A 24,973-nucleotide genomic window follows, 5' to 3' on the forward strand; every position below is an offset into this window, starting at 1 on the left:
TCTACAGCGTCCTCGCGATCAGCATTTTCATCACTTCGTTGGCGCCGCCATAGATGCGCTGGACGCGGGCATCGGCATACATCTGGGCGATGGGATACTCGTCCATGTAGCCGAAGCCGCCATGCAGCTGCAGGCACTCGTCGATGATCTTGCACTGGAGGTCCGAGACCCAGTACTTCGACATCGACGCAGTGGCCGCGTCGAGCTTGTCCTGCAGCAGCAATTCCGTGCAGTGATCCATGAACACCTTGGCCACGGTCGCCTCGGTCTTGCACTCGGCCAGTTTGAACTGCGTGTTCTGGAAATCCCAGATCGTGCCGCCAAAGGCCTTGCGGCCCTTCACATAAGCGACCGTCTCGTGGATCGCACGTTCGATCATGCCGATACCCTGCAGGCCGATGATATGCCGCTCCTGCGGCAACTTCTGCATCAGCTGGATGAAGCCCTTGCCTTCCTCGTCGCCGAGGAGGTGCGTCGCCGGCACGCGGACCTCGTCAAAGAACAGCTCGGAGGTATCGGCCGCATGTTGGCCGACCTTGTCCAGGTTGCGGCCGCGGCGGAAGCCGCCTTCGCCTTCGACAGGGTCTGTCTCGACACAGACGATCGAGATGCCCTTGGCGCCCTTGGTCGGGTCGGTCTTGGCGCAGACGAGAATGAGGTTGGCGGTCTGGCCGTTCGAGATGAAGGTCTTCGAGCCATTGACGACATATTCGTTGCCGTCACGCTTGGCGGTCGTCTTGATGTTCTGCAGGTCCGAGCCCGCGCCCGGCTCGGTCATCGCGATCGCGGTGACGATTTCGCCCGAGCAGATCTTCGGCAGCCAGCGGCGCTTCTGTTCCTCGGTGCCGTAGGCGGTGATGTAGGGGGCGATGATGGCGTTGTGCAGCGTGATGCCGAACCCGTCGATGCCCTTCCACTGCTGCTGTTCGATGATGATGGCCTCGTGGCGGAAGTCCCCGCCCGCGCCGCCATACTCTTCCGGCACGGAGGCGCCGAGCAGGCCCATCTCGCCGGCTTTCCTCCAGATCTCGCGCGGCACCACGCCGGCCTTGCGCCAGGCGGGCACATGCGGGGCGCATTCCTTTTCGAAGAACTGGCCGACGGCATCGGCGAAAATGTCGAGTTCCTCATCCTGCCGCCAGGCGGACTTCGGGACGTTGAGGGGACTTGTCTGCATCGGGCAATCTCCAGGCCGGGCGCGGCACGCGGGTTGCCGCTTACGTTCACGTCAGGATGTAGTCGCTGCGGTCCGGTTTCGCCATCCGTACCGCAGCGTCAGGAATGTATCAGAACTGCGCTTCGCTGACTGCCATCATCGCCGCCGAACCCGTCTTAACCTTCGCGAGGTGGGCGGCGGTGTCCGGCAACATGCGTTCGACGAAGTAGCGGCCCGTGGCGAGCTTGGCGGCGTAGAACGGATCTTTCGTCTCGCCCTTCTCCAGGGACAGCTTGGCCATGCGGGCCCACATGTAGGCCAGGGCGGTCAGGCCCATCAGGTGCAGATAGTCATGGCTGGAGGCGCCGGCATTGTTGAAGTCGCTCATACCGTTCTGCATCAGCCACATTGTGCCGTCCTGAAGCTGAGCGCGGGCGGTCTTCAGGCCCTCAAGGTAGGGCTCCATGCCAGGGATCGCTTCGGCGGACGCGACGAACTCGTCGATTTCGGCGAAGAAGCTGAATACCGCACGCCCGCCATTGGCGCCGAGCTTGCGGCCGACAAGGTCGAGCGCCTGCACGCCGTTGGTGCCTTCATAGATGAGGGTGATGCGGCAATCGCGCACGATCTGCTCGAGGCCCCACTCGCGCGTAAAGCCCGACCCGCCGTGCACCTGCAGGCCGAGGTTGGCGCTCTCGTACCCCTTATGCGTGAGATAGGCTTTCACCACCGGTGTCAGCAGGGCCATGTAGTCGCCGGCCTTCTCGCGCACCTTCTCGTCGGGCGACTTGTGCTCGAGATCGCCCTGGAAGGCGGCCCAGTAGGCAAAGGCACGGGCACCCTCGATGAAGGCTTTCTGCTCCAGCAGCATGCGGCGCACGTCCGGGTGCACGATAATCGGATCTGCGGGCTTCTCCGGCGCCTTGGTGCCGGTCAGCGAGCGGCCCTGGACGCGGTCCTTCGCGAAGTCGAGCGCGTTCTGATAGGCGACCTCGGCTTGCGACAGACCCTGCAGGCCGACCCCCAGGCGGGCTTCGTTCATCATCACGAACATGGTGCGCATGCCCTTGTGCTCATCGCCGACGAGCCAGCCGGTCGCGCCATCATAGTTCATCACGCAGGTCGCGTTGCCGTGGATGCCCATCTTCTCTTCGAGGCCGCCGCAGCTGGCTGCGTTGCGCGCACCGAGGGTGCCGTCATCATTGACGAGGTATTTCGGGACGACGAAGAGCGAGACGCCCTTGATGCCTTCCGGGGCGCCTTCGATCCGGGCGAGGACAAGGTGGATGATGTTCTCGGTCAGGTCCTGCTCGCCGCCGGAGATCCAGATCTTCTGGCCGGTGATCTTGTAGGTGCCATCGCCTTGCGGAACGGCTTTCGTCTTCATCAGCCCGAGATCGGTGCCGCAATGCGGCTCGGTCAGGTTCATCGTACCGGCCCATTCCGCCGAGGCCATCTTGGGGCCATACTTGGCTTTCAGTTCATCCGAACCGCCCGCCATCAGCGCCTGGTAGGCCCCGTGGGTCAGGCCCGGATACATGCCGAAGGCCATGTTCGAAGCCGAAACCATCTCAGTCCAGGCGATGTTGACGGCGTGCGGCAGACCCTGCCCGCCCATTTCAGGGTGCGCCGACAGGAGCGGCCAGCCATTCTCGACGAGCTGCTTGTAGGCATCCGGGAAACCGTCCGGCGTCTTCACGCTGGCATCCGCATTGCGCTTGCAGCCCTGGCGGTCGCCGACAGCGTTCAGCGGGAACAGGACGTTCTTGGCGAACTTGGCGCCTTCCTCGAGGATCTGGTCGATCGTCTCTGGGGTCGCCTCGGCAAAGCCGGGAAGGTTCGAATAGTTCTGGAGTTGCAGCACTTCGTGCAGCACGAACTGCATGTCACGGACGGGGGCGTCATAACGCGGCATCGGGATAGGCTCCTCTCAAACGGGATGTTTGCGGCCTTGAATGGCAAAGCGTGTTGGAAAAGTCATTCCAACACGCCTGCTAATCTACAATTTTATCGGTAGCAGAAACTCAGACTTCGTCGAGTTGCTTGCGAGCGACCTGCTCATAGGCGGCGGCCTGACGCTTGGTCTCTTCCGAAGCGCCGTTGTTGGAGACGAGGTCTTCCAGCCACTCGATGCCTTTATAGAGTTCGGTCAGCGCCGTTTCGATGTCGCCGCGCTGGACTTCCAGCTCGGCGGCCTGCTTGCGGAACTTCTCCAGCATCATCTTGGTCTGGGCGCGCTTGCCGTCGTTGAGGGCATAAAGGTCCAGGATCTCGCGGATGTCGGCGAGCGGCAGGCCGAGGCGCTTCAGGCGGACGATGATCGTCAGCCGGGCCCGGTCGCGGTTGGAATACAGGCGCATCATGCCGTCACGGGCAGGATGCAGCATGTCTTTGTCTTCATAGAAACGCAGCGCGCGCGGCGTCACCCCGAACTCCCGGGCAAGCTCGGAAATTGTATAGGTGCGGGAATCGGCGGCAGAAATGGACGTGATTGTACGATGTTGCATGACGTTGGCTCCTCCGTTCGAGTCTGCAGACTTCTTATAACGCGTTCTAATCGCGCCTTTACGCGAACGTCAACGTAAATTTCCGCTTACGCGAAGGGAAAGACAGTGACCCGCACGCCCCACGCGGGAAACCCACGCAGAATCTTACCTTTAACGCGGCCTTAACGGACGCCGGTCAATTCTGGCGAGGTGTAAATAATTGCGGCCCTTCCCTTAACCTGACGGGAGGGAGCGGCAGCGTGAGGAGCGGGCGTATGAGCCAGACCGGATGGAGCAAGTTCAGCACCGACCAGCGGGCGCGCGAAGCGGCTCGTGAAGCGGCACTGGCCGAGGGCATCACCCTGGGGGAGTATCTCAACCGCCTGCTGACCATGGTGGAAGAACCCCAGCCGGGCGAAACCTCCTACTCTTATACCCGCCGCACCGGCGCGCCCCCGCCGCCGCCCATTCACACGCCTGATTCGGCAGCCGCACTTGACCGGCTGACCCGCCGCATCGAAGCCACCGAGGCGCGCTCAACCCTCGCCATCAACGGCATAGACCACACGATCAACGGCCTCGTCGCCCGCCTTCAGAACTCCGAACAGACCACCGTGGCCATTGCCGGCCATGTCGAAGGCCTGATCGACGAGATGCGCCAGACGCACGAGACGCTGCAGACGAAAGTGCGCCGCCTCGAACAGGACGACCGCAACCATCACAATGTCGAAGCGCTGAAGGCGCTCGAAGGCGCGCTCGGCAAGCTGGCCACGCATGTCTATGAGGAAGCCGAGCTTACCCAGAACGAAACCGTCGCCATCAAGGGCCGGATCGAATCGGGCTTCACCGATCTCACCGACCGCGTTGAAGGCATGGAGTCGCGCGTTGACCGAACGCTCTCGGAAGCTGCAGCCCGCGTTGAACGCGCCGTCGAGCAGGCCGAGCTTCGCGCCGAAGGCACAGCCCGCGTCCTGGCCGAGCGGATGAACACCCTCGAGTCGCAGGTGCAGGACCGCCTCGCCGCGTCCGGCCAGTCCGAGGAGCGCCTCAGCGCCGTGGAGGCGGATGTATCCGGTGCGCTGAACTCGATGGAATCGACGCTGCTGCGGATTCAGGAACGCCTGAACCGGGCCGAGACCAGCACCGACACCGCGCTCAAGAGCCTCGAGACGACGTTCGCCCATCTCGATGAGCGGATCGAAGCGGTGGCCAGTCAGGTTGATCCGGAACTTGCAGGACGCCTGAAGCAGGAATTCGAAGCACGCTTCGAAGACCTCACCCGCTCGGTGCGCAGCGCCGTGGACAATGCCCGCCTCGAGATGGCGACCGAGATTGCCCAGGCCGCGGCCAGCCAGGACGAGCGGATTGAAGAGCGTCTGAAGGCGGAAGTCAGTGAACTGAAGGCCCGCCTCGCCGAAGTCGAAGCGCGCGATCCGGCGGACATGACTGCGACCGTGCAGGAAGAGATCGGCCGACTCGGCACGCAGGTCGCCGAGCGCATCGATGCGCTCGCAGCCCACGTCGAAGACCGGATCGAAGAGAGCGAACTGCGCAGCGCTGAAGCGATCGAGCAGGTCGGCGAGCAGGTCACCGTCGCTGCCGTGCGCCTTCAGAAACGCCAGGACGAAGCGCTGACCGCGCTGGCCCAGGACATCGACGGCATGCGTCAGGCCTCCGATGCGCGTCTCTCCGACGCGCTCGCCGGTGTCTCCGAACGCCTCGAGCGGATGAACGCACAGTCCTCAGAGTCGCTCTCCCCGGTGCAGCGCGCCATTGCCGCGCTCGCAACACGCCTCGAAAATCTCGAAGCTTTCACATCGCCGCCGCATGTCGAGACGATGCCCGTTCTGCCGTCAGAGTTCGACGACACGATTGACGATGACGGCATGTTCAGCGGCGCGCACGAGGCCGAGTTTGAATCCGCCTCGATGTTCGAAGCCGAAATCGACGCTGCACCCGTGCCTCAGACGCCGCGCTATAGCGACATCAATGACGCCGACGAATTCGAAGCCGGTTTCGCGGGTTGGGAAGTTGTCGAGACGCCCTCGACCGAGAGCCCGTACAAGTCCGACTTCGATGCGATCCGCGCCGCCGGCGAGCGCATGCTGTCGGCTGCAGACGCGCCGCTCGAGGAAGACGAAGCGTTCTCCGAACCCGCACGGGAGGCGGTGTTGCAACCGCTTGAGCCGTCGCAGACGACTGTGACCGAACCGGAAGAAGATCTCGACGATGCTCGCGGCTTTGACCCGGTGTCCGAACTCGACGGGTTCGACATGGTCGAGGACAACCTTGAGAACAGCCATACCGAAACGCGCGAGTCGGACATCTTCGACAACGAGCCGGACTTCGCCCGCACGCAGGCCGAGACCGCGCCGCTTGCCCCGCTCGATGCAACCGAAGACGAAAAAACCGCCGACTACCTGGCGCGCGCCCGCCGCGCCGCATTGGCCGCCTCCGAGGCGCCGGCCCGCTCCAAGCCGCGCGCAGCGCCGCTGCCGGCTGAAGCCAAGACCAAGGGCAACGGATCGAAAGTGCCGCTGCTGCTCGCCGCCTCTGCAGTCGCGATCACCGGCGCCGGTGTCGGCGGCTATCTCTACCTGCGCGGCAAGCAGCCAGTGACACCGACGCTGTCCGGCCCGGTCGACACCTATGTCGATCCGATGACCGGCGCCGCCGCTGCGACGACACTGGCCGCCGCGAGCAAGACGGCCCCGGTGGATGCCGAGCAGATGCTGTTCGAGGATGAAGCGCCGCTGGTGGCCGATACCCTGTTCGGCGAGATCGATACGGCGGAAGCTGCTCCGGCGCCGGACGACATCATGGCCCTGGCGAAAGCCGCTTCCGCGAAAGCGGAAACGCCGGAGCCCGCCCCGTTGCTCGCCTCGGTCCAGCCAGTAATCCCGGAGAAGAAACCCGCCGTCGCGCCGAAGCCCGCTGCGAAGCCGGCGGTGAAGCTGGCATCAAAACCCGCCGCCGACCTGACGCCGGAAGAAGCCGCCATCCGCTCCATCGTCAGCGCTGCCGAAGCTATCGATGCGGGCAGCCCGCCCTCGCTGAAGCCCGCGGAACTGTCCGCAATGCTGACCCCGGAACCGGACGGTATCTACACGGCCGCCAAGGGCGCTGTGCGCGGTGATGGCAGCTTCCCGCCGATTCCGTCGGTGGTCACCGTCGAAGCCGAAGCCAATGCCGGCAACGCAGTCGCCCAGTACCAGTACGCGCAGGTGCGGATGTCGGAAGGCGATCTCGAGACCGCCGCTTCGTTCCTGCGCCGCGCCGCGCAGAAGGGCATCGCGCCCGCGCAGTACGAACTTGGTAAACTCTATGAGCGCGGCCAGGGCGTCGACAAGGACATGATCGAGGCCCGCAACCTCATCCAGAAGGCCGCCGAAGCCGGACACGTCAATGCGATGTACGACTACGCCCTGTTCCTCGCCGAAGGCGAAGGCGGCGCAAAGTCGGAAGCCGATGCCGTGACCTGGTTCCATGAAGCGGGCCAGGCGGGACACGTCGACGCGCAGTACAATCTCGGCGTCGTCCACGCCGAAGGCATCGGCACGCCGCAGGACCTCGCAACGGCTCTCTTCTGGTTCCAGATCGCGGCGCGTGCGGGCGACACCGGCGCCGAACAGGAAGTCGCCAACCTGCGCACCCGCCTGCCGATGACGGAGTCGATCGACGCCATCGAAAAGGCCGGCAAGTGGAAGGCCGCGACACCGGTCGCCCTTGCCAATGGCCGCTTCGGCGCGCAGCGCTGGAACACCGGCAACCCGCTGCAGGTGCAGGCCGTGCAGACCGCGCTCGGACGTCTCGGCTATGGCGCCGGCACGCCGGACGGCGTGATCGGCCCGCGCACGGCTGATGCGATTGCCGACTACCAGACTGCGGAAGGCCTCGAAGTGACCGGCACGATCACGCCGGAACTCGTCGATCACCTGAACGCACGGGCCGGCGGCACGCGCCGGAGCTGAGGCATCCGCCGGGCGCTAGTCCGGCTTTGCGGTCAGGTCGATGCGGCGGATCTCGCGGACCGTTCCGCTCTCGTGGACGCCTTCGATCAGTTCGGAATTGACCAGCGCGATGACGCGGCCGCCGGTGAAGATCGGGCGGGCATTGCCGTACCAGTCCACACAGGAAACTTCGCACTCATAGCCTGTGGCGCTTTCCAGTTCCGGGTCGCGGCGCGTGGCGATCAGCTCGCCGGCCTTGGAGAGCTTGCCCGCAGCGTCGGTCTCAAGGTAGCTGAGATCCGAACTCGATGACCACCACCACCAGCGTTCAGATTCCTCCGAGCGCGAGACGGTCGGCAGCGCGATGAGGCCCTTGCCGTCGGCGCCGATGCGGCTGTTGAACGAGTGGCTGCGGTTCTCGCTCTCGTATCGGTTCTCCATCACCAAGGTGCTGGCGACCGCCGGCTCCTCAAGGCGCAGGTCGATGAGCGAGACGCTGAGGCCCTTGTAGTCGCGGTAGCCGGTGAGCGCCATGTAGGGACCGGCGCGCTCGGCCCGGATCACGTCATGCGGGACGCTGACGGTGACCGGCCAGGACGGATTGTCGACCGGGACGATGATGGCGCGGGCATCGTCGCGCACCGCTTCGCCTTGGCCGGGCGCCCAGGTGCCCCATCCTTCACGCGCGCCATAGACAAGGTGCTTCTCGGTGAACCGCGCCTCGTAGCTCGACGCTCCCGGCGACGGCAGCGGCACATAGCGTCCGCCCGGCGCGTCCGTGAACGTGTTCGTGAACGCTGACATGGGTGCATCGAAGAACGTCAGCGTCGCCGGCGTGCTCCAGCCGACGGGACAAGCGGCTGACTGCCAGTCGACTACTGCGCGGAAAGTTCCGGCATCCATGTCCATCGAGAACTGGTTCTGCGGCATGCCCCGCACACTTAGCACCGAAGGCATGTCGCCACTGATCGGCAGCTTCACGAGCGCGGATGTCGCGATCTCGCGCACCGGCGCGTGCCCACTCCGCTCAGGGCAGGCCTGATAACGCCCATCGGACTCGCTCGACATTTCCGCCCAGCCCGGATTCATCCAGAGCCAGAAGGCATCCTTGGTGACCAGGAATTCATGGAACTCTGTGCCGACGATCGCGGTCGACTCGCACAGCGGCGCAGAAGAATCCGTCGCCCCGGAGATATCGCAGACTGTTACCGTATGGATCACCGGCTCAAGCAGGCGCTGTACCGGCATCCAGATGTCCTCGGCGCGGAACAGCGGACGCCCGCGCACATGCTCGCGCTCGCCTTCGGGACCTTCCTTGCGCCACTCGCGGATCTCCGGCGGATCGAACGCGTCCCACCAGCCGCGCCCGGACGTGAAGATCGGCGTATGGATGACGAGCTTCCCGTCGATCATCCGCGAGGCATAGTTGCTGCCCGAATAGTAATCGTCCGAGGAGATGTAGAAGGTCGCCTCGCGCGTCACCTTCCCGTCCGCGCCGAGCTTGAGCACAGTGAACTCGCTCGCATTCTCGCCGTAGGAATAACCGGTCACGAGGATCGTCCTTCCCGCGACCAGCATCTCGTCATACCAGGTATCTTCCTGGTCGGAGCGGTAGACGTTGGCGCGGTCCGTGAGCTTCAGGCCGGGCTCACCGCCGGGCATCAGGTCGGTGACGAAGAGGCGGCCGTCCTGCAGGACGACGAGATGGTTGCCGATCTGCTTGACGATGCCGCCTTCGTCGACGCCGGCTTTCTGGTTGTTGGTGATCTCGGGATTCGACGGGTCGGCAGGGATCGTCGATCCCGTGATGACGACCTCTTCCGGTGCCGCGCTTTCCATCGCCATCGCGGGCGGCGGCGGAGGCGGCGGCGACATCGCGGCGCTGTCCATCACGCCGGTTGGCGCGGACATCGCCACCGGCATGTCGCGCCAGTTGTGGACCCCGCGCTGCGACGCGGCCTCGCGCACCAGTGTCAGCCAGGAGAGGAACTCCGCTTCGCTGTTGAAGCGCGTCAGCGTGGGCGCGCGCAGCGGATCGAGCGCGGTGTCGGCATAGGCCGGCACATTGCGGTCCGGTTCGGCGAGCTTGAGATCGGCAAACCGGTTCACCGCCACCGCCGGCGCCAGGGTTTGCGCCTGCACTTCCATCGTCTTCGTGCGCGGCGTGGTGCAGGCAGCCGCCGTCATCACCAGCACCGCGAGGCTCGCAGCGGACATCAATTTCATGGGACTCCCCTCCCTGTCTGAGAGCCGAGTAAGCACACCAGACTTGGGCGGAGTAAAGGCACGGGTTTGGCACAGGGATGTTCCCTCGCGGCGAAAACCGGATTAGTGCGAAGGCCATGACGAACTCGAATGACATGCCCCTCGCCGCCAAGCCCATCGACCGTGCCGCCCATCGCCGCACGAATGAAGCCTGGCTTGAAGATGCTTTCAGGCGCAACGACGTGCTGATCCTGCTGCTGCGCGACGGCGCGCCGCTGATTGGCCGCGATGGCGGCCTGGTCTGGATGGGACCGGAGACAGAGCGCATCTCGCCGGGCTCGCCGCGCCTCTTCCTGGGTGAGGACAAGGCGGGTGCGCCGGTGTTCGCGGTCGAGCTGCCGGCGAAGTTCGAACTGGCCGGCTCGCTGATCGAAGGCATCGGCGAGTTCACCGATTTCCGCCAGGCCGCCGCGCGCCTGCCCGCGATGGATGCCAACTGCGCCTCAACCGCGCGCAGCCTTTTCCTCTGGCATGCCTCGCACGGACACTGCGCGAAGTGCGGCGGCAAGAATGGCATCACCGATGCGGGCTGGAAGGCGCAGTGCACCGCGTGCGGCACCGAACATTTCCCGCGCACCGACCCTGTGGCGATCATGCTGGCGGTGAAAGATGGCAAGGCGCTCATCGGGCGCCAGAAATTCTGGCCGGCTGGTTTCATGTCCTGCCTCGCGGGCTTCTGCGAACCGGGAGAGACGATCGAACAGGCGGCTGCGCGCGAACTTTTCGAGGAAGCGGGCATCGTGTGCGACCCTGCGACGGCAGAATATGTCGCCTGCCAGCCCTGGCCATTCCCCTCTTCGCTGATGATGGGCTTCATCCTTCCGGCCCAAACGGAGGAGATCAACATCGACTCCAAGGAACTCGAGAGCGCCCGATGGGTTCCGCGCGCCGAAATGAGAGAAATTCTTTCAGGCAAGCATGCCGAACTTTTTTGCCCGCCATCTTCTGCAATTGCCCATCATATATTGAAGGTTTGGGCCGAACGGGACGATTGACCGTGTACGGACGGTTACAGGAACTCGCCTGAAAAATGAATTTTAGGAGTTGCATTCCCGCGAATCACGATATTATTGGCGAGCCACTCAAAGGAGATCGAAGATGGCTGTTGCAAAAAAACCTGCTGCGAAAAAACCCGCCGCAAAAAAACCTGCCGTGAAAAAAGCTGCGCCGAAAGCCGCCGCGAAAAAGCCGGCCGCTAAAACCGCCAAAGCTGCTCCGGCCAAAAAGCCGGCCGCAAAAGCGAAGAAGAAGTAAGTCTACGGACGACTTCAAAATACAAAAGGGCGAGCGCAAGCTCGCCCTTTTTCTTTTGTATTTTCAAGGAATTTGCCGCGAGAGTTCAAGCGCCGGATGAGGGCGCGCAGCGCTCGGATTCCTTGGCCATCCCGGTCCGCGAATAACCGCGTCGATGCCCCTCTGACGGCGCATCCTCCGCCCTCACCGCCCCGCATTTCGCGCTCATGCCGACGCCTTCGCGCCGCCCGTCCTTCGCGCTCAAACGCAACGGTGCCGGCAGGATCTGCGCGGGCGCCGCCTGAGCCGGAATCGCCATTTTCTAGTTGATCACGTCCGGCCAGTTGGTGTTTGCGGCCGAGATGAAGCCCGGGATATCCCCTTCCCACTTCTTTTGTACGGAAGTGTTGTAGTTGAGATACAGTTTACCGCCGACGATCTTCCAGTGCTTCGCATCGCCCTTCGCGGTGTAGCCCTGGCTGACCGCCCAGGCGCAGTAGCCGCCGTATTGCGGCGCGTAGGCTTCCGGGTTTTTTTTGAAAGCGTCGCGGTTCGCTGCACTTGCGAAGCGGAACTCAGCGCCGTTCCAGGTCGTGGCGAATGCCTTCGTGCCTTTTACCGGCTTGCCCTCAGCAAAGTAGGCGACCGGATCGTAGCCTTGCACCGCGATGTCGTCGAAGGCGCTGGTGTAGATCGGCGGTTCGGCCGCCGCGACGGGCGGGAGAAGCATGGCGGGCGCCACGGCGATGGCGGCGGCGGCGAGGATTGTACGGAGGTTCATGGGATCAGGTTTCCACTTTCGGGGTTGAAGAAATAAACTGGCCCCTGCGGCGATGCGAAGGGGCGGCGCGCCGCCGCGGCCAGCGGATCAGGGCCGCTGAGGGGGCGGAATCGGTCCCTGAAGGGCTGAGCGTGCGTCACGCGGGAAAAGCACGCGCGTGATGGAGCCGGCGAGTTCGCCGAGCACGCTGCGCCCCGCGATCAGCATGGCAACCGAAGAGAGCCAGACGACGACCGCCATGGCGAACAGGCCGCCTCCATCATCGTTCGGATCAATGCCGAGAGGCGTTAAGAGATGGAAGCCGACGGCGCCGCTCATCACGGCGGCGGCGATGAGCGCGCCGATGATGCGCAGGCGTTTGAGCGCGGGCACAAGGCTGGCGAGAAGAAACGCCGCCGCTATGAGTTCTGCCGAGCCGATGACGTACTGGCTGAAGAGGCCCGTCTGCGCGAAGAGGCCGCCCGCGCCGAAGCTGGCCGCCCAGCTATCGAGCTTGCCGAAGATGGTCTGCGTCTCCGGCGCATTGGTGAACTTGAAGCGGAGGCTGTCGAGGAAGACGGCAGCGGCGGTGATTGAATAGGCGATGGGCGCATAGGTGCGCAGATGGCGTGTCATGTCTGGTGTGTCCCTCTGTCCGGCCGCATATGCCACCGCAGCTGCGGCGCGACTAAGCACGCCTTTGTGAGGCGGCTTCACGCCTGCGTGAGGCGTCCCCTCGCGGATCGCGCGGACATATCCTATGTTCATGCGTATTCTGCATAAGGGGGATGTTCTTGGACCGGATTGATGCAATGCGCCTTTTCATTCGCGTTGCGGATGCGGGCAGCTTCTCGCGCGCAGCCGCCGATCTCGAACTGGGACAGCCAACGGTCTCGCGCCGGGTCCAGGATCTGGAGGAGAGCCTCGGCACGACCCTCTTCCAACGGACGACCCGTGCGCTGAGCCTGACCGAGGCAGGCACCCGCTTCTACAAACGCGCGACAGATATCCTCACCGAGTATGACGAAGCAGAAGCCGAGGCGCGCGGACTGGAGCATCAGCCGGTCGGCCTGCTGCGTATCTCGTGTTCGCATTCCTTCGGGCGGCGCGTAGTGGCGCCGGCTGCCACCAGCTTCCTCGGCGCCTGGCCGAACATCCGCATCGACCTGATCTCCGACGACGCGATCACGGATCTCGTTGCGGAAGGTGTCGACATCGCCTTCCGTCTCGGCGAGCTGCGCGACTCGAGCCTGATGGCAAAGAAGGTCGGCGAAGCGCCGCAGGTGCTGTGGGCCTCGCAGTCCTATCTCGACCGGCGCGGCACACCGCAGCATCCCGATGACCTTGCCGCGCATGATGCGGTCGTGTTCCGTCACAGCCGGCAGCCGACCTGGGAGTTGCGCAAGGGCAACGAGACGGTGGAAGCGAAAGTCGACGGACCGTTCCGCGCATCTTCGGGCGAGACGCTGCTCGAAGCGGCTGCCGGCGGGCTGGGCCTCTTCCTCGCGCCGGCCTGGCTTGCCTCCGAATGCACCGGCGAGATCCGTCTCGTCCGTGTGCTGCCGGACTGGCACGGGCCGAGCCTCGCGATCCATGCGGTTTGGAGTTCGGGCAAGCTGCGCGGCAAGGCGAAGCTGTTCATCGACCATGCTGAGCCTGCGATTGCCGCCGCGTGCAGTCTGACGCGGCTGGAGGTGGCGCACAGCTGATCTCAGCCCGGCTTGCCGAGACGGGCAGAAAGGAACGCCGCAAGCGCCGGATCGCGGGTCAGCGAGGTCGCCCGCGCACAAGCCTCGGCGGCTTCCTTCAACTGACCGGCTGATTTCAGCAGATGGAAGCGCGCCGCCCAGTAGGGCTGGTAGGACGTGATGCGCTCGGCAGGTATTTCGCCAAGGCGCGCGAGCCCTGCCTCGGCGCCGCGATGTGCGCCGTAGGCGACCGCGCGCGCGACTGCGGCGCCAATCGATGGCCACTGGCGCACGAGCACATCATAGAGGGTCAGCAGCGCCTCGGCAGGCACCTCGCCGAGCATGACTGACTGGTTGTGCAGCGACTGGATCGCGGCCTCGGTCTGGAAGCGGCCGGGCCGTCCCATCATCGCGGCCGCGCGCAGGCAGGCTTCGGCCTCGGCGATGAAGGCGCCGTTCCAGAGGCGCACGTCCTGATCCTTGAGCGGAACATAGGCGCCGTCCGGGTCGCGGCGCGCAGCGGCGCGCGCTGCGCTGGCCAGCATCAGCGCGAGCAGGCCCTTCGCCTCCGCCGCCCCCGGCAGCAGCCTGACGACGAGGCGCGAGAGGAAGATCGCTTCGCCGGTCAGCGGCTCGCCGGCGGGCTCCTCGCCCGGCACCTCGTCCCAACCAAGCGTGTAGGCGGCATAGATGGCGGCGAGCACGTCTTCGAGGCGGTCGTCCAGTGCAGACGCTTCGGGAACCTCGAAGGCAATTCCCGTATCGCGGATCTTCGCCTTCGCGCGTACGAGGCGCTGCGACATCGCAGGCGCTTCGACCAGGAAGGCACGCGCGATGCGCGCCGCGTCGAGGCCAAGGATGGTCTGCAACATCAGTGGTGTGCGGATGGCTTCGTCGATGGCGGGATGGGCGCAGACGAACATCAGCTTGAGGCGCTCGTCGGGAAACTCGGACGGCGTGCGCGACTGCATGGCATCGTAAACCTGTTCGAGCGCGGGCGCTGCGGCATCGCGCACACCCTGATGGCGGCGGACATGACCGGCGGCGCGGCGGGCCGCAGTGAGGAGCCAGGCTTCCGGACGCCGCGGCACACCCTGGTCCGGCCAGATGCGCAGCGCGCTGGCAAAAGCATCCGACAGTGCGTCTTCTGCGGCGGCGATGTCGCGGGTGGTGCGCACGAGGTGGGAGAGGAGACGCCCGTAGCTTATCCGCGCGGCGGCTTCGGCGGCGGCGCGGGCGTCTCCCTCGTTCATTCAGCGCACCGGCGGTGGCAACACGGGGCGAACCTCGACCGCGCCGTACTCGGCCGACGGCGCCTTCGCGGCCCAGGCCAGCGCGGCATCGAGACCGGCGACCTCGATCACGATATAGCCGCCGAGCTGTTCCTTGACGTCGGCATAGGGGCCGTCCTGCACCTCGCGCCTGCCGTTCCGGATACGGACGGTCGTGGCGGTGTGCGGCGGATGGAGGGCGTCGCCGTTGACCATGATGCCGGCCTGAGCGACGGCGCCCATATAGGTCGCCCAGGCGCCCCAATAGGCAGGGGCTTCGGCGGGGTCTTCGCGCCTGGCGAAGGTTTCTGCAGGTTCGGTGAAGATCAACATGTACTGCATGGTTCGGGTTCCTTGATCCGGGCGACGACTATTGCGGCGCCGTCATGCCGCCGCGTTTCGAGCAAGGGGGCTCCCCCGCATAGGCCTCGGCAGCGGCGCGCAAAGCGGTCTCGATCTGGAAATAGCCCCCGAGAACGCGTTCGCCAGTGGGGGCCTCGCTTTCGGATATCAGCGGCGCGTCGCAGAGGAACAGGGTACTGGTTTCAGCCGCAGCCGGCAGGGCGGCGAGCGCGAGGGCCGCGAGGGCCGGAAGAAAGCGAGGCACGTGAAAACTCCATCACAGCGGCAGGACCATTCCTGCCTGCTGTGATGAGCCGTGAGCGCCGCCGGTTTCGACAATGGCGCGGTAAAATCTTCAGAGCTTCGCCACCACCGTCTTGGGAAACACGCCGAGGATCTTCAGCGACTGAGAGAAGAAGCCGAGTTCTTCCAGCGCGAGTTGAACCGGGCGCTCGTCGGGGTGGCCTTCGATCTCGGCGTAGAACTGCGAGGCTTCGAAGGAGCCACCGGTGAGATAGCTTTCAAGCTTGGTCATGTTGACGCCGTTGGTGGCGAAGCCGCCGAGGCCTTTGTAGAGCGCCGCCGGAATGTTGCGCACCTCGAACAGGAAGGCGGTCTTGGCGGGGCCGTCGCCGGCATCGATGTCGGCGGGAGTGCGCGACATGATGACGAAGCGCGTCGTGTTGTGGGCGGCGTCCTCGATGTCCTCGGCGAGGATGTCGAGGCCGTAGACTTCGGCGGCGAGGCGCGGCGCGATTGCGGCGACGGACGGGTCGCCGAGTTCGGCGACTTCGCGGGCGGCGCCGGCGGTGTCGGCGGCCGTCACCGCCTCGATGCCATGCTTGCGCAGAAAATTGCGGCACTGGCCGAGGCCCATAATGTGGGAGCGCGCCTTCTTCACGCCGGAGAGGGGGGCGCCCTTGAGCGCCATCAGCTGGAAGCGGATAGGCAGGTAATACTCGCCGGTGATGTGCAGCTGAGTGGAGGGCAGCAGGTAGTGAATGTCGCCGACCCGGCCGGCGATGGTGTTTTCCACAGGGATCATGGCAAGGGCAGCCTCGCCCTTCTCGACCGCGATGAAACAGTCCTCGAACGTGCGGCAGGCCATCGGTTCGTGGGCCGGAAAGGCCTCGCTGCAGGCGATATGCGAGTTCGCGCCCGGTTCGCCCTGATAGGCAATTTTCTGGCTCATTGAGGAAATCCCTGCCCTGACCCCCGGTTTCGACGTGCGTCTGATCGCCGCGACGATGGGGGGAAGCGCCCCGGAGAGGCACCCGTTATATTGTGTGCACCCGGTTAGCGTGCCAAAAGGCGCCCGCCAAGACACTCGTAACGGAATAGATTCGAAGGATTGCCCTATGGGAGAACTCGGTCTCAACAAGATCATGGGCGCCCTGCTCGCCACGGCCCTCGGCCTGATGGGCCTGGCCACCCTGCCGAGCCTCGTGTTCGGCGGTGGAGGCGGCCATTACGGCGACCACGAAGAGCCGGCAACCCTCAGCGAAAAGATGTGCAAGAAGTTCCACTACTGCATCGAAATCGCCGAAGCTGCCTCGACCGCCGAGGCGGAAGAAGTGTTCGACCTCGGCGCGGCTCTTGCTTCGGCCGATTTGACGCGCGGTGAGCGCACCTTTGCGGGCCAGTGCTCGACCTGCCACACGATCACTCCCGGCGGCGCCAGCGGCACCGGCCCGAACCTGCACAACATCGTCGGCGGGCCAAAAATGCACATCGCCGGGTTCAACTATTCCGGCGCCATGAAGGCGGCTGAAGGCCAGTGGTCCTACGAGAATCTCGACGCCTGGCTGAAGAGCCCCGCCGGCTACATGAAGGGCACCTCGATGTCCTTCGCCGGCATCAAGAAGGATGCCGACCGCGCCAACGTGATCGCTTACCTCGCTGCCAATACGGAAGGCGCACCGGCCTTCCCGGCGCCGCTGGCAGCGGCTGCGCCAGCTGAAGGTGAAGTCGTTCCGGCTGAAGGCGAGGCAGTCCCGGCTGAGGGCGAAGCGGCTCCGGCCGGCGGCGAGGCCGCTCCGGCGGAAGCGACCCCGCCCGCTGAAGGCGCGCCGGCTGAAGCCCCGGCCGAAGAAGTCCAGCCAACCTGATCGCCCGGCATTAACGTCCGATCTGAAAACCCCTGGCTCCGGCCGGGGGTTTTTGTTTTGAGGGTATCCCTAGACGAGTTGCAGCTGCGGACCGTGGCCCGCGAACATCAGATCGAGGCGGGCGTCGTAACTCTGCTGGGCGTAGACCTCGCGGTAGATGATGGCGAGGGCGCGGCGGAGATCCACGGTGTCGAGCGCGGCGCGGTCTGCGCCGAGAACAAGAAGGCTCATGCGCGGCGCAGGGCCGTAATGGGCGAGCGGCAGGATATAGTTGAAACCCTGCACCTCGCGGCACCCGAGGCGGCGATAGAACTGCTTGCGCTTAAGGCGGATGGCGCGTTCGGCGTCGCTGACGTCTTCCGCTTCGGAATCGACTTCGATCAGCAGCTGCGTGGCGGCGTCGAAACGGCTCGCCTCGAAGGACGCGGTGAACAGGGCCGAGCCGATACCGCCGCGGCGCGCGGCGGGCGAGACGGCGAGGTATTCCAGCAGCATCGTGTTGTGCGCGCGGTCAGCAAACAGGATCGACATGCCGAGCGCTTCGTCGCCGCGCGTGTAGGCCCAGAAGCGCACGTCCTCGCGGCCGAGGCCGGCGAGGATTTCGTCGCGCGTCTTCTGCTCCGCACGCGGAATGGACGTTTCATAGAGTGCGAAGGCGTCTTGGAAAAGGCGCGTACGCGGGTCTGTGACTTGCTGCAGAATGGGCGCGTCGAGACCGCTCATCCGGCGATGAGCCAGTCCGGCGCGCCGGTGGCCGCCAGAGAAACGCGCCGCACACCGGTGACGTCGCCCGCAACGTTTCGTAGGCGCGCAATCGCCTCGGCGAGCGGTTCGCGCTCGACAGCCACATGCCAGGCGTTGGCGTGCAGCAGCGTGTCCGGCGAGGTCATCAGGCCGACATGACCTTCCCAGAACACGAGGTCTCCTCGCTTCAGCGCGCCGGGCGCCTGCCAGTTCTCTACGGGCGCGCCCGCCCAGGCCGCCTGCATGTCCGAATCGCGCGGCAGGCGCACACCGCACGCCTCGAAGGCCTGCTGGACAAGGCCGCTGCAATCAAGGCCGAGGCTTTCGCGCCCGCCCCAGAGGTAGGGCGTCTCCAGATAGCGCTCAGCCACGCTGACAGGATCGCTTTCAAACACATCCAGTGGCGCGAGATGGTGCCGGTGGACCCATCCGGCGCGGGCGCATTCGGTCCACACGCCATCGGTGCGACCGGTGGCGGCGACACGCGCGCCGAGGCAGAGCATGAAGCGCGGGGCGGACTTGATGTCCGGCTGGGAGAAACAATAGGTGCGCAGCGCGCTGATCTTGTGCGTCTGCGGAAGGGCCGGCGCGGAGAGCGCGTCCATGTTGACCCAGCCGGTATAGCGGTCACGCACCAGTTGGCAGAGGCCGAACTCGCCCTCTTCATGGAACACGTCGACCCCTTCGCCGTGCAGAGCCTGCGTGCCGAGGCGGCCATCGGGCGCGGGCGTCTCGCGCACGGCGGCAACACCGGCTGTCACCTGGTAGCGCACGGGCGTGCCGGATGGCCGTGCAAGGCGCGCGTCATTGAAGGGCAGCATGGCAGGCAGCTCCGAGGCAGACGCCTCAGGCGGCGTTGGAGCGCTTAGCCGGAGGCTTTCCGCCAGCTTCTTCGCCGGAAGCGGCCGCAAGGACAAGACGGGCGAAGCTGCGCAGGTAGGTCATGCCGTCCGGCGTGCGCTCGATGAAGATGGAGCGAAGGTCCGAATCGTCCGGCAGGCGGCGGATGAAGTTCAGCCGCTCCAGTGCGTCGAGGGCGCGGGTGATCGCCGGCTTTGCGACGCCGAGATGCTCGGCCAGGCCGCGTACGGTGTGCGGGCCCGGCATCAGCGCCACCGACATCAGCACCGCCTGCTGGCGTGCCGTGAGGTCCGGCGCGTCAGAGCGCACCGAGGCGGTGACCGCCTTGCGCCAGAGTTCGAGCCCGTCCCGTTCGGATAACTGCATGATTCCAAGGCCTCCACACCGCGCCCGGCCCCCGGGCCCGAGTCGCGTCTGAGGGGAATCTCAAGTGATTTGCCGGGGCCGTCCAGACCCGGAACGCCGCCCGCCCCTTCACATACGCACCGAAACACCCGAAATAGGGGTATGGCCGCGACACACCCCTCCCATACCCACGGGCACGCCAATACGCCGTGCAGTCCGAAGGACGCCGAAGCCTTCCTGCACGAGGCGGAAGCCATGGTCGTGCGGCAGGGCCAGCGGATGACGCGCATTCGCCGCAAGGTGCTGCGTCTGCTGCTCGAAAACGACGGGCCTGCGAAGGCCTATGACCTCTTGGCAAACCTTGACGGTGAGGGCGCGGCGAAGCCGCCCACCATCTACCGGGCGCTGGATTTCCTGCAGGAGACCGGCCTCGTCCACAAGATCGAGAGCCTCAACGCCTATGTCGCCTGTGGCCATACGAGCCACAGCCACTCGGCCGTGTTCCTGATCTGCGACAATTGCCACAATGCTGAGGAACTGCACGCCACCGCCACCAGCGATGCGCTGAAGACAGAAACCAAGGGCGCCGGCTTCCGCATGGCGCGCGCAGTCGTCGAAGTGCGCGGAACATGCCGGAACTGCGCTGCATGATCCCCCTCTGGCAAGGCAGCTGCAATCAGTGGGACTGCGACGAGATGGGGCACATGAACGTGCGCGTCTATGTCGAGAAGCAACTGGAAGGGATGACGGCGCTCGCCTATGCGGCCGGCATGCCGAATGCCTTCCGGCTGGAGACGCCCTCAACCATCCTGCCCATCGACCAGCATATCCGCTTCGTGCGCGAGGTGCTTCCCGGCAAGCCGATCTCGATGCGCGGCTGCGTGCTGGAGATCGGCGAAGACAAAGCCGTGATCTACCAGGAGCTGCGCCATTCGGATGGCGGACTGGCGGCTTCATTCCGTACACGGATCGTCCATATTGACACGGCAGAAGGCACCGCCTTCCCCTGGAGCCGGCGCGTACTGGAAAAGCTGGAAGCGATGCGCGGCGAGACGCCGGCTGAAGCCCTGCCCCGCTCCTTCGACCCCGATCAGCCGGGTCTGCCGCTGAGCGAGATCACCCTCGACCGCGTAAAGGCCGTCGGCGCGCCGTTGATCGGCATGGGCGCGGTGCCGCCGCAGCATTGCGGCGTGAACGGTTGGATGCAGCCTTACTGGGTAATCGGCCGGATCTCGGACTCGGTGCCGAACCTCCTGCATGACTGGCGCAACCGGGTTGGCCAGACATCGGGCGGCCGGCGCATGGGCGCGGCGGTGCTGGAATACCGGCTGCGCTATCACCACCACCCGAAGGCGGGCGACCTGTTTGCCGCCTATACTTCGCTCGGCAAGGTGCAGGGCAAGACGCATGCGCTGGTGCACTGGTTCATGGACCCGGTGACGGGTGGGCCCTGGGCGACGTGCGAGGCAGTGGCGATCTCGCTGGACCTCGACGCGCGCAAGGCCGTTGAGGCGCCGCCGGAAATGCTGGCGGAGCTGGAACGGATCGCGCCGCGCGGGCTGACTATCTAGAGATAGGCTGCGAGGATTTTCCCGAGCGCCGGAATGTCTTTCGGGTTCAGACCTGCGATGTTGATGCGGCCCGACGAGGGCATGTAGACGCCGTGCTTGTCGCGCAGTTCGACCGCCTGGGCGGCGGTCACGGGAAGCTGCGAGAACATGCCGTTCTGGGCCTTCAGCGCGGCGAGCGCGTTGGAGCCGGTAGCGGCGACCAGCGTATCGGAGAGCGAGGCGCGCAGGCCTTTCATCCGTGTGCGCATCGCGTTGAGCTCGGCTTCCCATTCGGCGCGCAGCTCTGCATTGCCGAGGATCGTTGCGACGATCCCTGCCCCGTGGGCCGGCGGCATCGACCAGGTGGCGCGGCCATTGTCAGCGACATGCGTGGTGGCCGCCGCGATGCCGGCCGGCGTTTCGCCGAGCACGAGGAAACACCCCGTGCGCTCGCGGTAGAGGCCGAAATTCTTGGAACAGGAATAGGCAACCATCGCTTCGCCCGCCTCGAGCATGAAGGCGCGTACGCCGTCCATGTCGCGCTCGAGGCTCTGGGCGAAGCCGTGATAGGCGACGTCCAGTATGACCAAGAGGCCCTTTTCCTTCGCCATCGCACCAAGGGCGCGCCAGTCGTCGATATGCGGATCAATGCCGGTCGGGTTGTGGCACGGACCCTGGATGATCACGCCGTCGCCGGGCTGGGCCGCGGAAAGGTCTGCCAGCATGCCAAGGCGGTAGAACTCGCCGTCGCGGGCGTAGGCATATTCCATCACTTCGAGGCCGAGCGACTTGACGACGTTCGGATGGTTCGGCCAGGTGGGCTTCGACACCCAGACGCGCTTCGTGCCGGTGCGGCGCATCAGGCTGACACCCTGGAACAGGGCGCCGCAGCCACCGGGCGTGGTAAAGGAAATCGTGCGGCCTTCCTTGCGGGCGGGATGGTCCTTGCCGAAGACGAAATCCTCGATGTGGTCGCAATAGTCCGTGTTGCCGCGCGGGCCTTCATAGACCTTGGTGGTCTGCGCCGCGATGAGGCGCGCCTCGGCCTTCTTTACGGAGGTTAGGATGGGCGTCTCGCCCGCCTCATCCTTGTAGACGCCGACACCAAGATCGTACTTGTCCTCGCGCGGGTCGGCACGGAAGGCTGTCATCAGACCCAGCAGCGCATCCGGCGGCAGGGTCGAGAGAACGGAAAAGTGGGACATTGCGGGCACCCGGTAAAGTTCGCGCAGCCGTAGCGGTTTTTGCGCGGGCTTGAAACCCCGCGACGCGGCGGAAGGAATTGCGCGGTCGCGCGCCTTGACGAAAGGTGCCTCAAACAAACCGAGGGAGACCCTGATGACCGCCTATGTAATCCTGATCCGCGAGAAGCTGCGCGATGCCGACGCCATGGCGAAGTACGGCGCGGCCGCCGGCGGGGCGCGCGGCGACCACAAGATCACGCCGCTGGCCTTCTATGGAAAGCACGAAGTGACCGAAGGCGCCGCTGCCGACGGCGTGGTGATCCTCGCTTTCCCGACCATGGCCGAGGCCAAGGCCTGGTATGACAGCCCGGAATACACGGCGGCGAAGGTGCACCGCTTCCAGGCGGCGGATTACCGGGTGTTGTTCGTCGAGGGCGTGTGAGCCTTGAAAGCCCCTTCTCCCCTGGGAGAAGGGGTTTGCAGGCTCAAACCAGCGTCGCCTCGGTCTTCGCATTCACTTCGTCCATCGTCACGCCGGGCGCGAGTTCGATGACCTTGAGGCCGCCGGGGACGACATCCATCACGCACAGGTCGGTGATGATGCGGTTGACGACGCCCTTGCCGGTGAGCGGCAGGGTGCAGGCTTTCAGCACCTTGGATTCGCCCGCCTTGTTGGCGTGATCCATGACGACGACGATGCGCTTGACGCCGGCAACGAGGTCCATCGCGCCGCCCATGCCTTTGACGAGCTTGCCGGGGATCATCCAGTTGGCGAGATCGCCGTTCTCGGCGACTTCCATGGCGCCGAGGATGGCGATGTTGATGTGGCCGCCGCGGATCATCGCGAAGCTGGTCGCGCTGTCGAAGAAGCTGGTGCGCGGCAGCGTCGTAATCGTCTGCTTGCCTGCATTGATGAGGTCGGGGTCCTCCTCACCTTCATACGGGAACGGACCCATGCCGAGCATCCCGTTCTCGCTCTGCAGCGTCACGTCCATACCGTGGGGGATGTGGTTGGCCACCATCGTCGGGATGCCGATGCCGAGGTTCACGTAGTAACCATCGCGCAGTTCTTTCGCGGCGCGGGCCGCCATGTCGTCGCGTGTCCAGGGCATCAGGTTGCCTCCCGCTTGCGTGTGGTGCGCTGCTCGATGCGCTTTTCAAATGTGCCCTTGACGAGGCGTTGCACGAAGATGCCCGGCAGGTGGATATGGTCCGGGTCCAGATCACCGGCCGGAACGATCTCTTCTACTTCGGCGACGGTGACCCTGCCGGCCATCGCCATTGGCGGATTGAAGTTGCGGGCGGTCTTGTTGAAGATCAGATTGCCTTGCGTGTCGGCCTTCTCGGCCTTCACGATCGAGAGGTCTGCGACGAGGCCGGTTTCGAGGATGTAGGTCTCGCCGCCAAACTCGCGGTGTTCCTTGCCTTCGGCGACGAGCGTGCCGACGCCGGTTTTCGTGTAGAAGCCGGGGATGCCTGCCCCACCGGCACGGCAGCGCTCGGCCAGCGTGCCCTGCGGATTGAATTCCAGTTCCAGTTCGCCGGAGAGATACTGGCGTTCGAACTCCTTGTTCTCGCCGACATAGGACGAGATCATCTTCTTGATCTGCCGCGTCTTGAGCAACAGGCCGAGGCCGAAATCATCGACGCCGGCATTGTTCGAAATGGCCGTTATGTTTTTCACGCCGCTATCGCGCAGCGCCAGGATCAGGTTTTCCGGAATGCCGCAGAGGCCGAAGCCGCCGGCCATCACCGTCATGCCATCGAAGGTGAGGCCGTCCAGAGCCTCCTTCGCCGATTTATAGACCTTGCTTGCCATCCGGCCTGTCACTCCCTGGTCGCGTTGCCGCCGCTTTCGCGGGACTATCATCATCTGCGGCGCCTGAATGCCCTAGTGCGCCATAAACTTCAACGGCTGTTGAATAAGATCAGACCGACGCAATCGTCTGCTCGATGGCGCCGAAGATCGAGTGGCCGGAGGCATCGTTCATTTCGATGCGCACGGTGTCGCCGGGCTTCATGAACGGTGTTTTCGGCGCGCCGTCGCGGATGGTCTCGATCATGCGGATCTCGGCGATGCAGGAGTAGCCCTGGCCGCCTTCGCTGACCGGTTTGCCGGGACCACCATCCTTGCCCTTGTTGGAGACTGTGCCTGAGCCGACGACCGTACCGGCCGAGAGCGCACGCGTCTTTGCGGCGTGGGCGACCAGGCGCGGGAGATTGAAGGTCGCGTCCACCGCTGCATTCGCGCGGCCAAATGGCTGGCCGTTGAGATCGACGCGCAGCGGCAGGTGCACGAGGCCGTCCTGCCAGTTGGGGCCCAACTCGTCCGGCGTCACGGCGACGGGCGAGAAGGCGCTGGCGGGTTTGGACTGGAAGAAGCCGAAGCCCTTGGCGAGTTCGCCGGGAATGAGGCCGCGCAGCGAGACGTCATTGCAGAGCATGATCAGCTTGATGTGATAGGCCGCCTCCTCTTCGCTGACGCCCATCGGCACGTCATCGGTGACCACCGCGATCTCGCCTTCCATGTCGCAGCCCCAGGCGGCATCGCCGAGAGGAATCGCGTCGCGCGGGCCAAGGAAGCCGTCGGAGCCGCCCTGGTACATCAGGGGATCATAGTAGAAGCTTTCCGGCACCTTGTCGCCGCGCGCGGCGCGAACGAGCTCGACATGGTTGATATAGGCCGAACCGTCCGCCCACTGATAGGCGCGCGGCAAAGGGCTCTCGCAATCATGTTCGTGGAAGCGGAAGGTCGGAACCGAGCCCAGCTCCACCTGCCCAGCCAGAATTTCCAGTTCCGGCCCGTAGATGCTCCACTTGTCGAGCGCGGCCTGAAGCGTCGGCGCAATGCGCGCGGCGTCGGTGGCACGTGTCAGGTCGCGGCTGACGACCACGAGGCGGCCATCGCGCGTGCCGTTCCGGAGGGTGGCGAGTTTCATGGAAGCGTTTCCTCTGAGTTTTTAGGCCCCTCTCCCTTGGGAGAGGCGTTGGAGTGAGGGAGCACGCCCTCTCAACAGAATGCAAGCGAGG

General features: G+C 65.1%; 25 protein-coding genes. 8 read left to right on the forward strand and 17 right to left on the reverse strand.

Translation table 11 applies throughout. From position 1 onward, the window contains the following. Nucleotide 1: 1 nt before the first annotated feature. The 3 genes from Q0C17_RS08860 to Q0C17_RS08870 form a co-directional block, all read right to left on the reverse strand. Nucleotides 2-1,177, reverse strand: coding sequence for an acyl-CoA dehydrogenase family protein (locus Q0C17_RS08860; protein ID WP_291204601.1), 1,176 nt, complete (start codon nucleotides 1,175-1,177; stop codon nucleotides 2-4). A gap of 109 nt (nucleotides 1,178-1,286) precedes the next feature. Next, nucleotides 1,287-3,071, reverse strand: coding sequence for an acyl-CoA dehydrogenase C-terminal domain-containing protein (locus Q0C17_RS08865; protein WP_291204603.1), 1,785 nt, complete (start codon nucleotides 3,069-3,071; stop codon nucleotides 1,287-1,289). A 109-nt stretch (nucleotides 3,072-3,180) separates the two neighbouring features. Next, on the reverse strand, nucleotides 3,181-3,663 hold the full coding sequence (locus tag Q0C17_RS08870) for a MerR family DNA-binding transcriptional regulator (protein ID WP_291204606.1): 483 nt from the start codon (nucleotides 3,661-3,663) through the stop codon (nucleotides 3,181-3,183). A 254-nt stretch (nucleotides 3,664-3,917) separates the two neighbouring features. On the opposite strand from Q0C17_RS08870, the gene Q0C17_RS08875 reads away from it, so the two are divergent. Next, entirely contained in the window at nucleotides 3,918-7,613 is a 3,696-nt protein-coding gene (locus tag Q0C17_RS08875) for a peptidoglycan-binding protein (RefSeq protein WP_291204608.1), read from the forward strand. Between the two features lie 15 nt (nucleotides 7,614-7,628). On the opposite strand, the gene Q0C17_RS08880 is transcribed toward Q0C17_RS08875, so the two are convergent. Then, nucleotides 7,629-9,818 carry a beta-propeller domain-containing protein gene (locus tag Q0C17_RS08880; RefSeq protein ID WP_291204611.1) on the reverse strand — a complete coding sequence of 730 codons (2,190 nt, stop codon included), beginning with the start codon at nucleotides 9,816-9,818 and terminating at the stop codon, nucleotides 7,629-7,631. A gap of 116 nt (nucleotides 9,819-9,934) precedes the next feature. On the opposite strand from Q0C17_RS08880, the gene nudC reads away from it, so the two are divergent. Continuing rightward, nucleotides 9,935-10,852 carry an NAD(+) diphosphatase gene (gene nudC, locus Q0C17_RS08885; protein ID WP_291204614.1) on the forward strand — a complete coding sequence of 306 codons (918 nt, stop codon included), beginning with the start codon at nucleotides 9,935-9,937 and terminating at the stop codon, nucleotides 10,850-10,852. Nucleotides 10,853-10,955: 103 nt separating this feature from the next. Continuing rightward, entirely contained in the window at nucleotides 10,956-11,111 is a 156-nt protein-coding gene (locus tag Q0C17_RS08890; RefSeq protein ID WP_291204617.1) for a hypothetical protein, read from the forward strand. 301 nt (nucleotides 11,112-11,412) lie between these two features. Here the strand turns inward: Q0C17_RS08890 and Q0C17_RS08895 are convergent, their stop codons facing one another. Together Q0C17_RS08895 and Q0C17_RS08900 are read right to left on the reverse strand one after the other, a co-directional pair. Then, a complete protein-coding gene (locus Q0C17_RS08895; RefSeq protein WP_291204620.1) occupies nucleotides 11,413-11,871 on the reverse strand; it encodes a YHS domain-containing (seleno)protein in 459 nt (152 codons plus the stop codon). Nucleotides 11,872-11,958: 87 nt separating this feature from the next. Beyond that, nucleotides 11,959-12,486, reverse strand: coding sequence for a hypothetical protein (locus Q0C17_RS08900; protein ID WP_291204623.1), 528 nt, complete (start codon nucleotides 12,484-12,486; stop codon nucleotides 11,959-11,961). A gap of 176 nt (nucleotides 12,487-12,662) precedes the next feature. On the opposite strand from Q0C17_RS08900, the gene Q0C17_RS08905 reads away from it, so the two are divergent. Beyond that, nucleotides 12,663-13,559 carry a LysR family transcriptional regulator gene (locus tag Q0C17_RS08905; protein WP_291204627.1) on the forward strand — a complete coding sequence of 299 codons (897 nt, stop codon included), beginning with the start codon at nucleotides 12,663-12,665 and terminating at the stop codon, nucleotides 13,557-13,559. A gap of 2 nt (nucleotides 13,560-13,561) precedes the next feature. Here the strand turns inward: Q0C17_RS08905 and Q0C17_RS08910 are convergent, their stop codons facing one another. From Q0C17_RS08910 to Q0C17_RS08925, 4 genes are all read right to left on the reverse strand, one after another. Next, the gene (locus tag Q0C17_RS08910; protein WP_291204630.1) at nucleotides 13,562-14,791 is read right to left on the reverse strand and encodes a DUF6596 domain-containing protein; all 1,230 of its coding nucleotides are present in this window, start codon (nucleotides 14,789-14,791) and stop codon (nucleotides 13,562-13,564) included. Then, a complete protein-coding gene (locus tag Q0C17_RS08915) occupies nucleotides 14,792-15,151 on the reverse strand; it encodes a YciI family protein (protein ID WP_291204634.1) in 360 nt (119 codons plus the stop codon). 28 nt (nucleotides 15,152-15,179) lie between these two features. After that, complete coding sequence (locus tag Q0C17_RS08920; RefSeq protein ID WP_291204637.1) at nucleotides 15,180-15,416, reverse strand: hypothetical protein; 237 nt, start codon at nucleotides 15,414-15,416, stop codon at nucleotides 15,180-15,182. A 90-nt stretch (nucleotides 15,417-15,506) separates the two neighbouring features. After that, nucleotides 15,507-16,343 (reverse strand): prephenate dehydratase, encoded by an 837-nt coding sequence (locus Q0C17_RS08925; RefSeq protein ID WP_291204640.1) that lies wholly within the window; start codon nucleotides 16,341-16,343, stop codon nucleotides 15,507-15,509. A 166-nt stretch (nucleotides 16,344-16,509) separates the two neighbouring features. Here Q0C17_RS08925 and Q0C17_RS08930 point away from each other — a divergent pair, with 166 nt between their 5' ends. Next, nucleotides 16,510-17,259: a cytochrome c family protein gene (locus Q0C17_RS08930; RefSeq protein ID WP_291204643.1), complete on the forward strand. Its 750-nt coding sequence runs from the start codon at nucleotides 16,510-16,512 to the stop codon at nucleotides 17,257-17,259. A 69-nt stretch (nucleotides 17,260-17,328) separates the two neighbouring features. Here Q0C17_RS08930 and Q0C17_RS08935 read toward each other — a convergent pair whose 3' ends face one another. The 3 genes from Q0C17_RS08935 to Q0C17_RS08945 are packed head-to-tail and all read right to left on the reverse strand — an operon-like array spanning nucleotide 17,329 to nucleotide 19,230. Then, nucleotides 17,329-17,982: a GNAT family N-acetyltransferase gene (locus Q0C17_RS08935; RefSeq protein WP_291204646.1), complete on the reverse strand. Its 654-nt coding sequence runs from the start codon at nucleotides 17,980-17,982 to the stop codon at nucleotides 17,329-17,331. Beyond that, the gene (locus Q0C17_RS08940) at nucleotides 17,979-18,824 is read right to left on the reverse strand and encodes an NlpC/P60 family protein (RefSeq protein ID WP_291204649.1); all 846 of its coding nucleotides are present in this window, start codon (nucleotides 18,822-18,824) and stop codon (nucleotides 17,979-17,981) included. Before Q0C17_RS08940 ends, Q0C17_RS08935 begins: the two co-directional genes overlap by 4 nt. Nucleotides 18,825-18,849: 25 nt before the next feature. Beyond that, the gene (locus Q0C17_RS08945) at nucleotides 18,850-19,230 is read right to left on the reverse strand and encodes a MarR family transcriptional regulator (RefSeq protein ID WP_291204652.1); all 381 of its coding nucleotides are present in this window, start codon (nucleotides 19,228-19,230) and stop codon (nucleotides 18,850-18,852) included. Between the two features lie 141 nt (nucleotides 19,231-19,371). Between Q0C17_RS08945 and Q0C17_RS08950 the strand changes: the two genes are divergently transcribed. Together Q0C17_RS08950 and Q0C17_RS08955 are read left to right on the forward strand one after the other, a co-directional pair. Further along, entirely contained in the window at nucleotides 19,372-19,860 is a 489-nt protein-coding gene (locus Q0C17_RS08950; protein WP_291204655.1) for a transcriptional repressor, read from the forward strand. Further along, nucleotides 19,857-20,780, forward strand: coding sequence for a thioesterase family protein (locus Q0C17_RS08955; protein WP_291204658.1), 924 nt, complete (start codon nucleotides 19,857-19,859; stop codon nucleotides 20,778-20,780). Before Q0C17_RS08950 ends, Q0C17_RS08955 begins: the two co-directional genes overlap by 4 nt. Here the strand turns inward: Q0C17_RS08955 and Q0C17_RS08960 are convergent. After that, the gene (locus tag Q0C17_RS08960) at nucleotides 20,777-21,964 is read right to left on the reverse strand and encodes an amino acid aminotransferase (protein WP_291204661.1); all 1,188 of its coding nucleotides are present in this window, start codon (nucleotides 21,962-21,964) and stop codon (nucleotides 20,777-20,779) included. The two genes, Q0C17_RS08955 and Q0C17_RS08960, sit on opposite strands and share 4 nt — an antisense overlap. A 133-nt stretch (nucleotides 21,965-22,097) precedes the next feature. Between Q0C17_RS08960 and Q0C17_RS08965 the strand changes: the two genes are divergently transcribed. Beyond that, entirely contained in the window at nucleotides 22,098-22,385 is a 288-nt protein-coding gene (locus Q0C17_RS08965; RefSeq protein ID WP_291204664.1) for a DUF1330 domain-containing protein, read from the forward strand. A 43-nt stretch (nucleotides 22,386-22,428) separates the two neighbouring features. Here Q0C17_RS08965 and Q0C17_RS08970 read toward each other — a convergent pair whose 3' ends face one another. The 3 genes from Q0C17_RS08970 to Q0C17_RS08980 form a co-directional block, all read right to left on the reverse strand. After that, the gene (locus Q0C17_RS08970; protein ID WP_291204667.1) at nucleotides 22,429-23,055 is read right to left on the reverse strand and encodes a CoA transferase subunit B; all 627 of its coding nucleotides are present in this window, start codon (nucleotides 23,053-23,055) and stop codon (nucleotides 22,429-22,431) included. Beyond that, entirely contained in the window at nucleotides 23,055-23,762 is a 708-nt protein-coding gene (locus Q0C17_RS08975; RefSeq protein ID WP_291204670.1) for a CoA transferase subunit A, read from the reverse strand. Before Q0C17_RS08975 ends, Q0C17_RS08970 begins: the two co-directional genes overlap by 1 nt. A gap of 109 nt (nucleotides 23,763-23,871) precedes the next feature. Beyond that, nucleotides 23,872-24,882 carry a fumarylacetoacetate hydrolase family protein gene (locus tag Q0C17_RS08980; RefSeq protein WP_291204672.1) on the reverse strand — a complete coding sequence of 337 codons (1,011 nt, stop codon included), beginning with the start codon at nucleotides 24,880-24,882 and terminating at the stop codon, nucleotides 23,872-23,874. Between the last annotated feature and the right edge of the window lie 91 nt (nucleotides 24,883-24,973).

It is taken from the genome of Hyphomonas sp. (assembly GCF_022844445.1).
Taxonomy (GTDB): domain Bacteria; phylum Pseudomonadota; class Alphaproteobacteria; order Caulobacterales; family Hyphomonadaceae; genus Hyphomonas.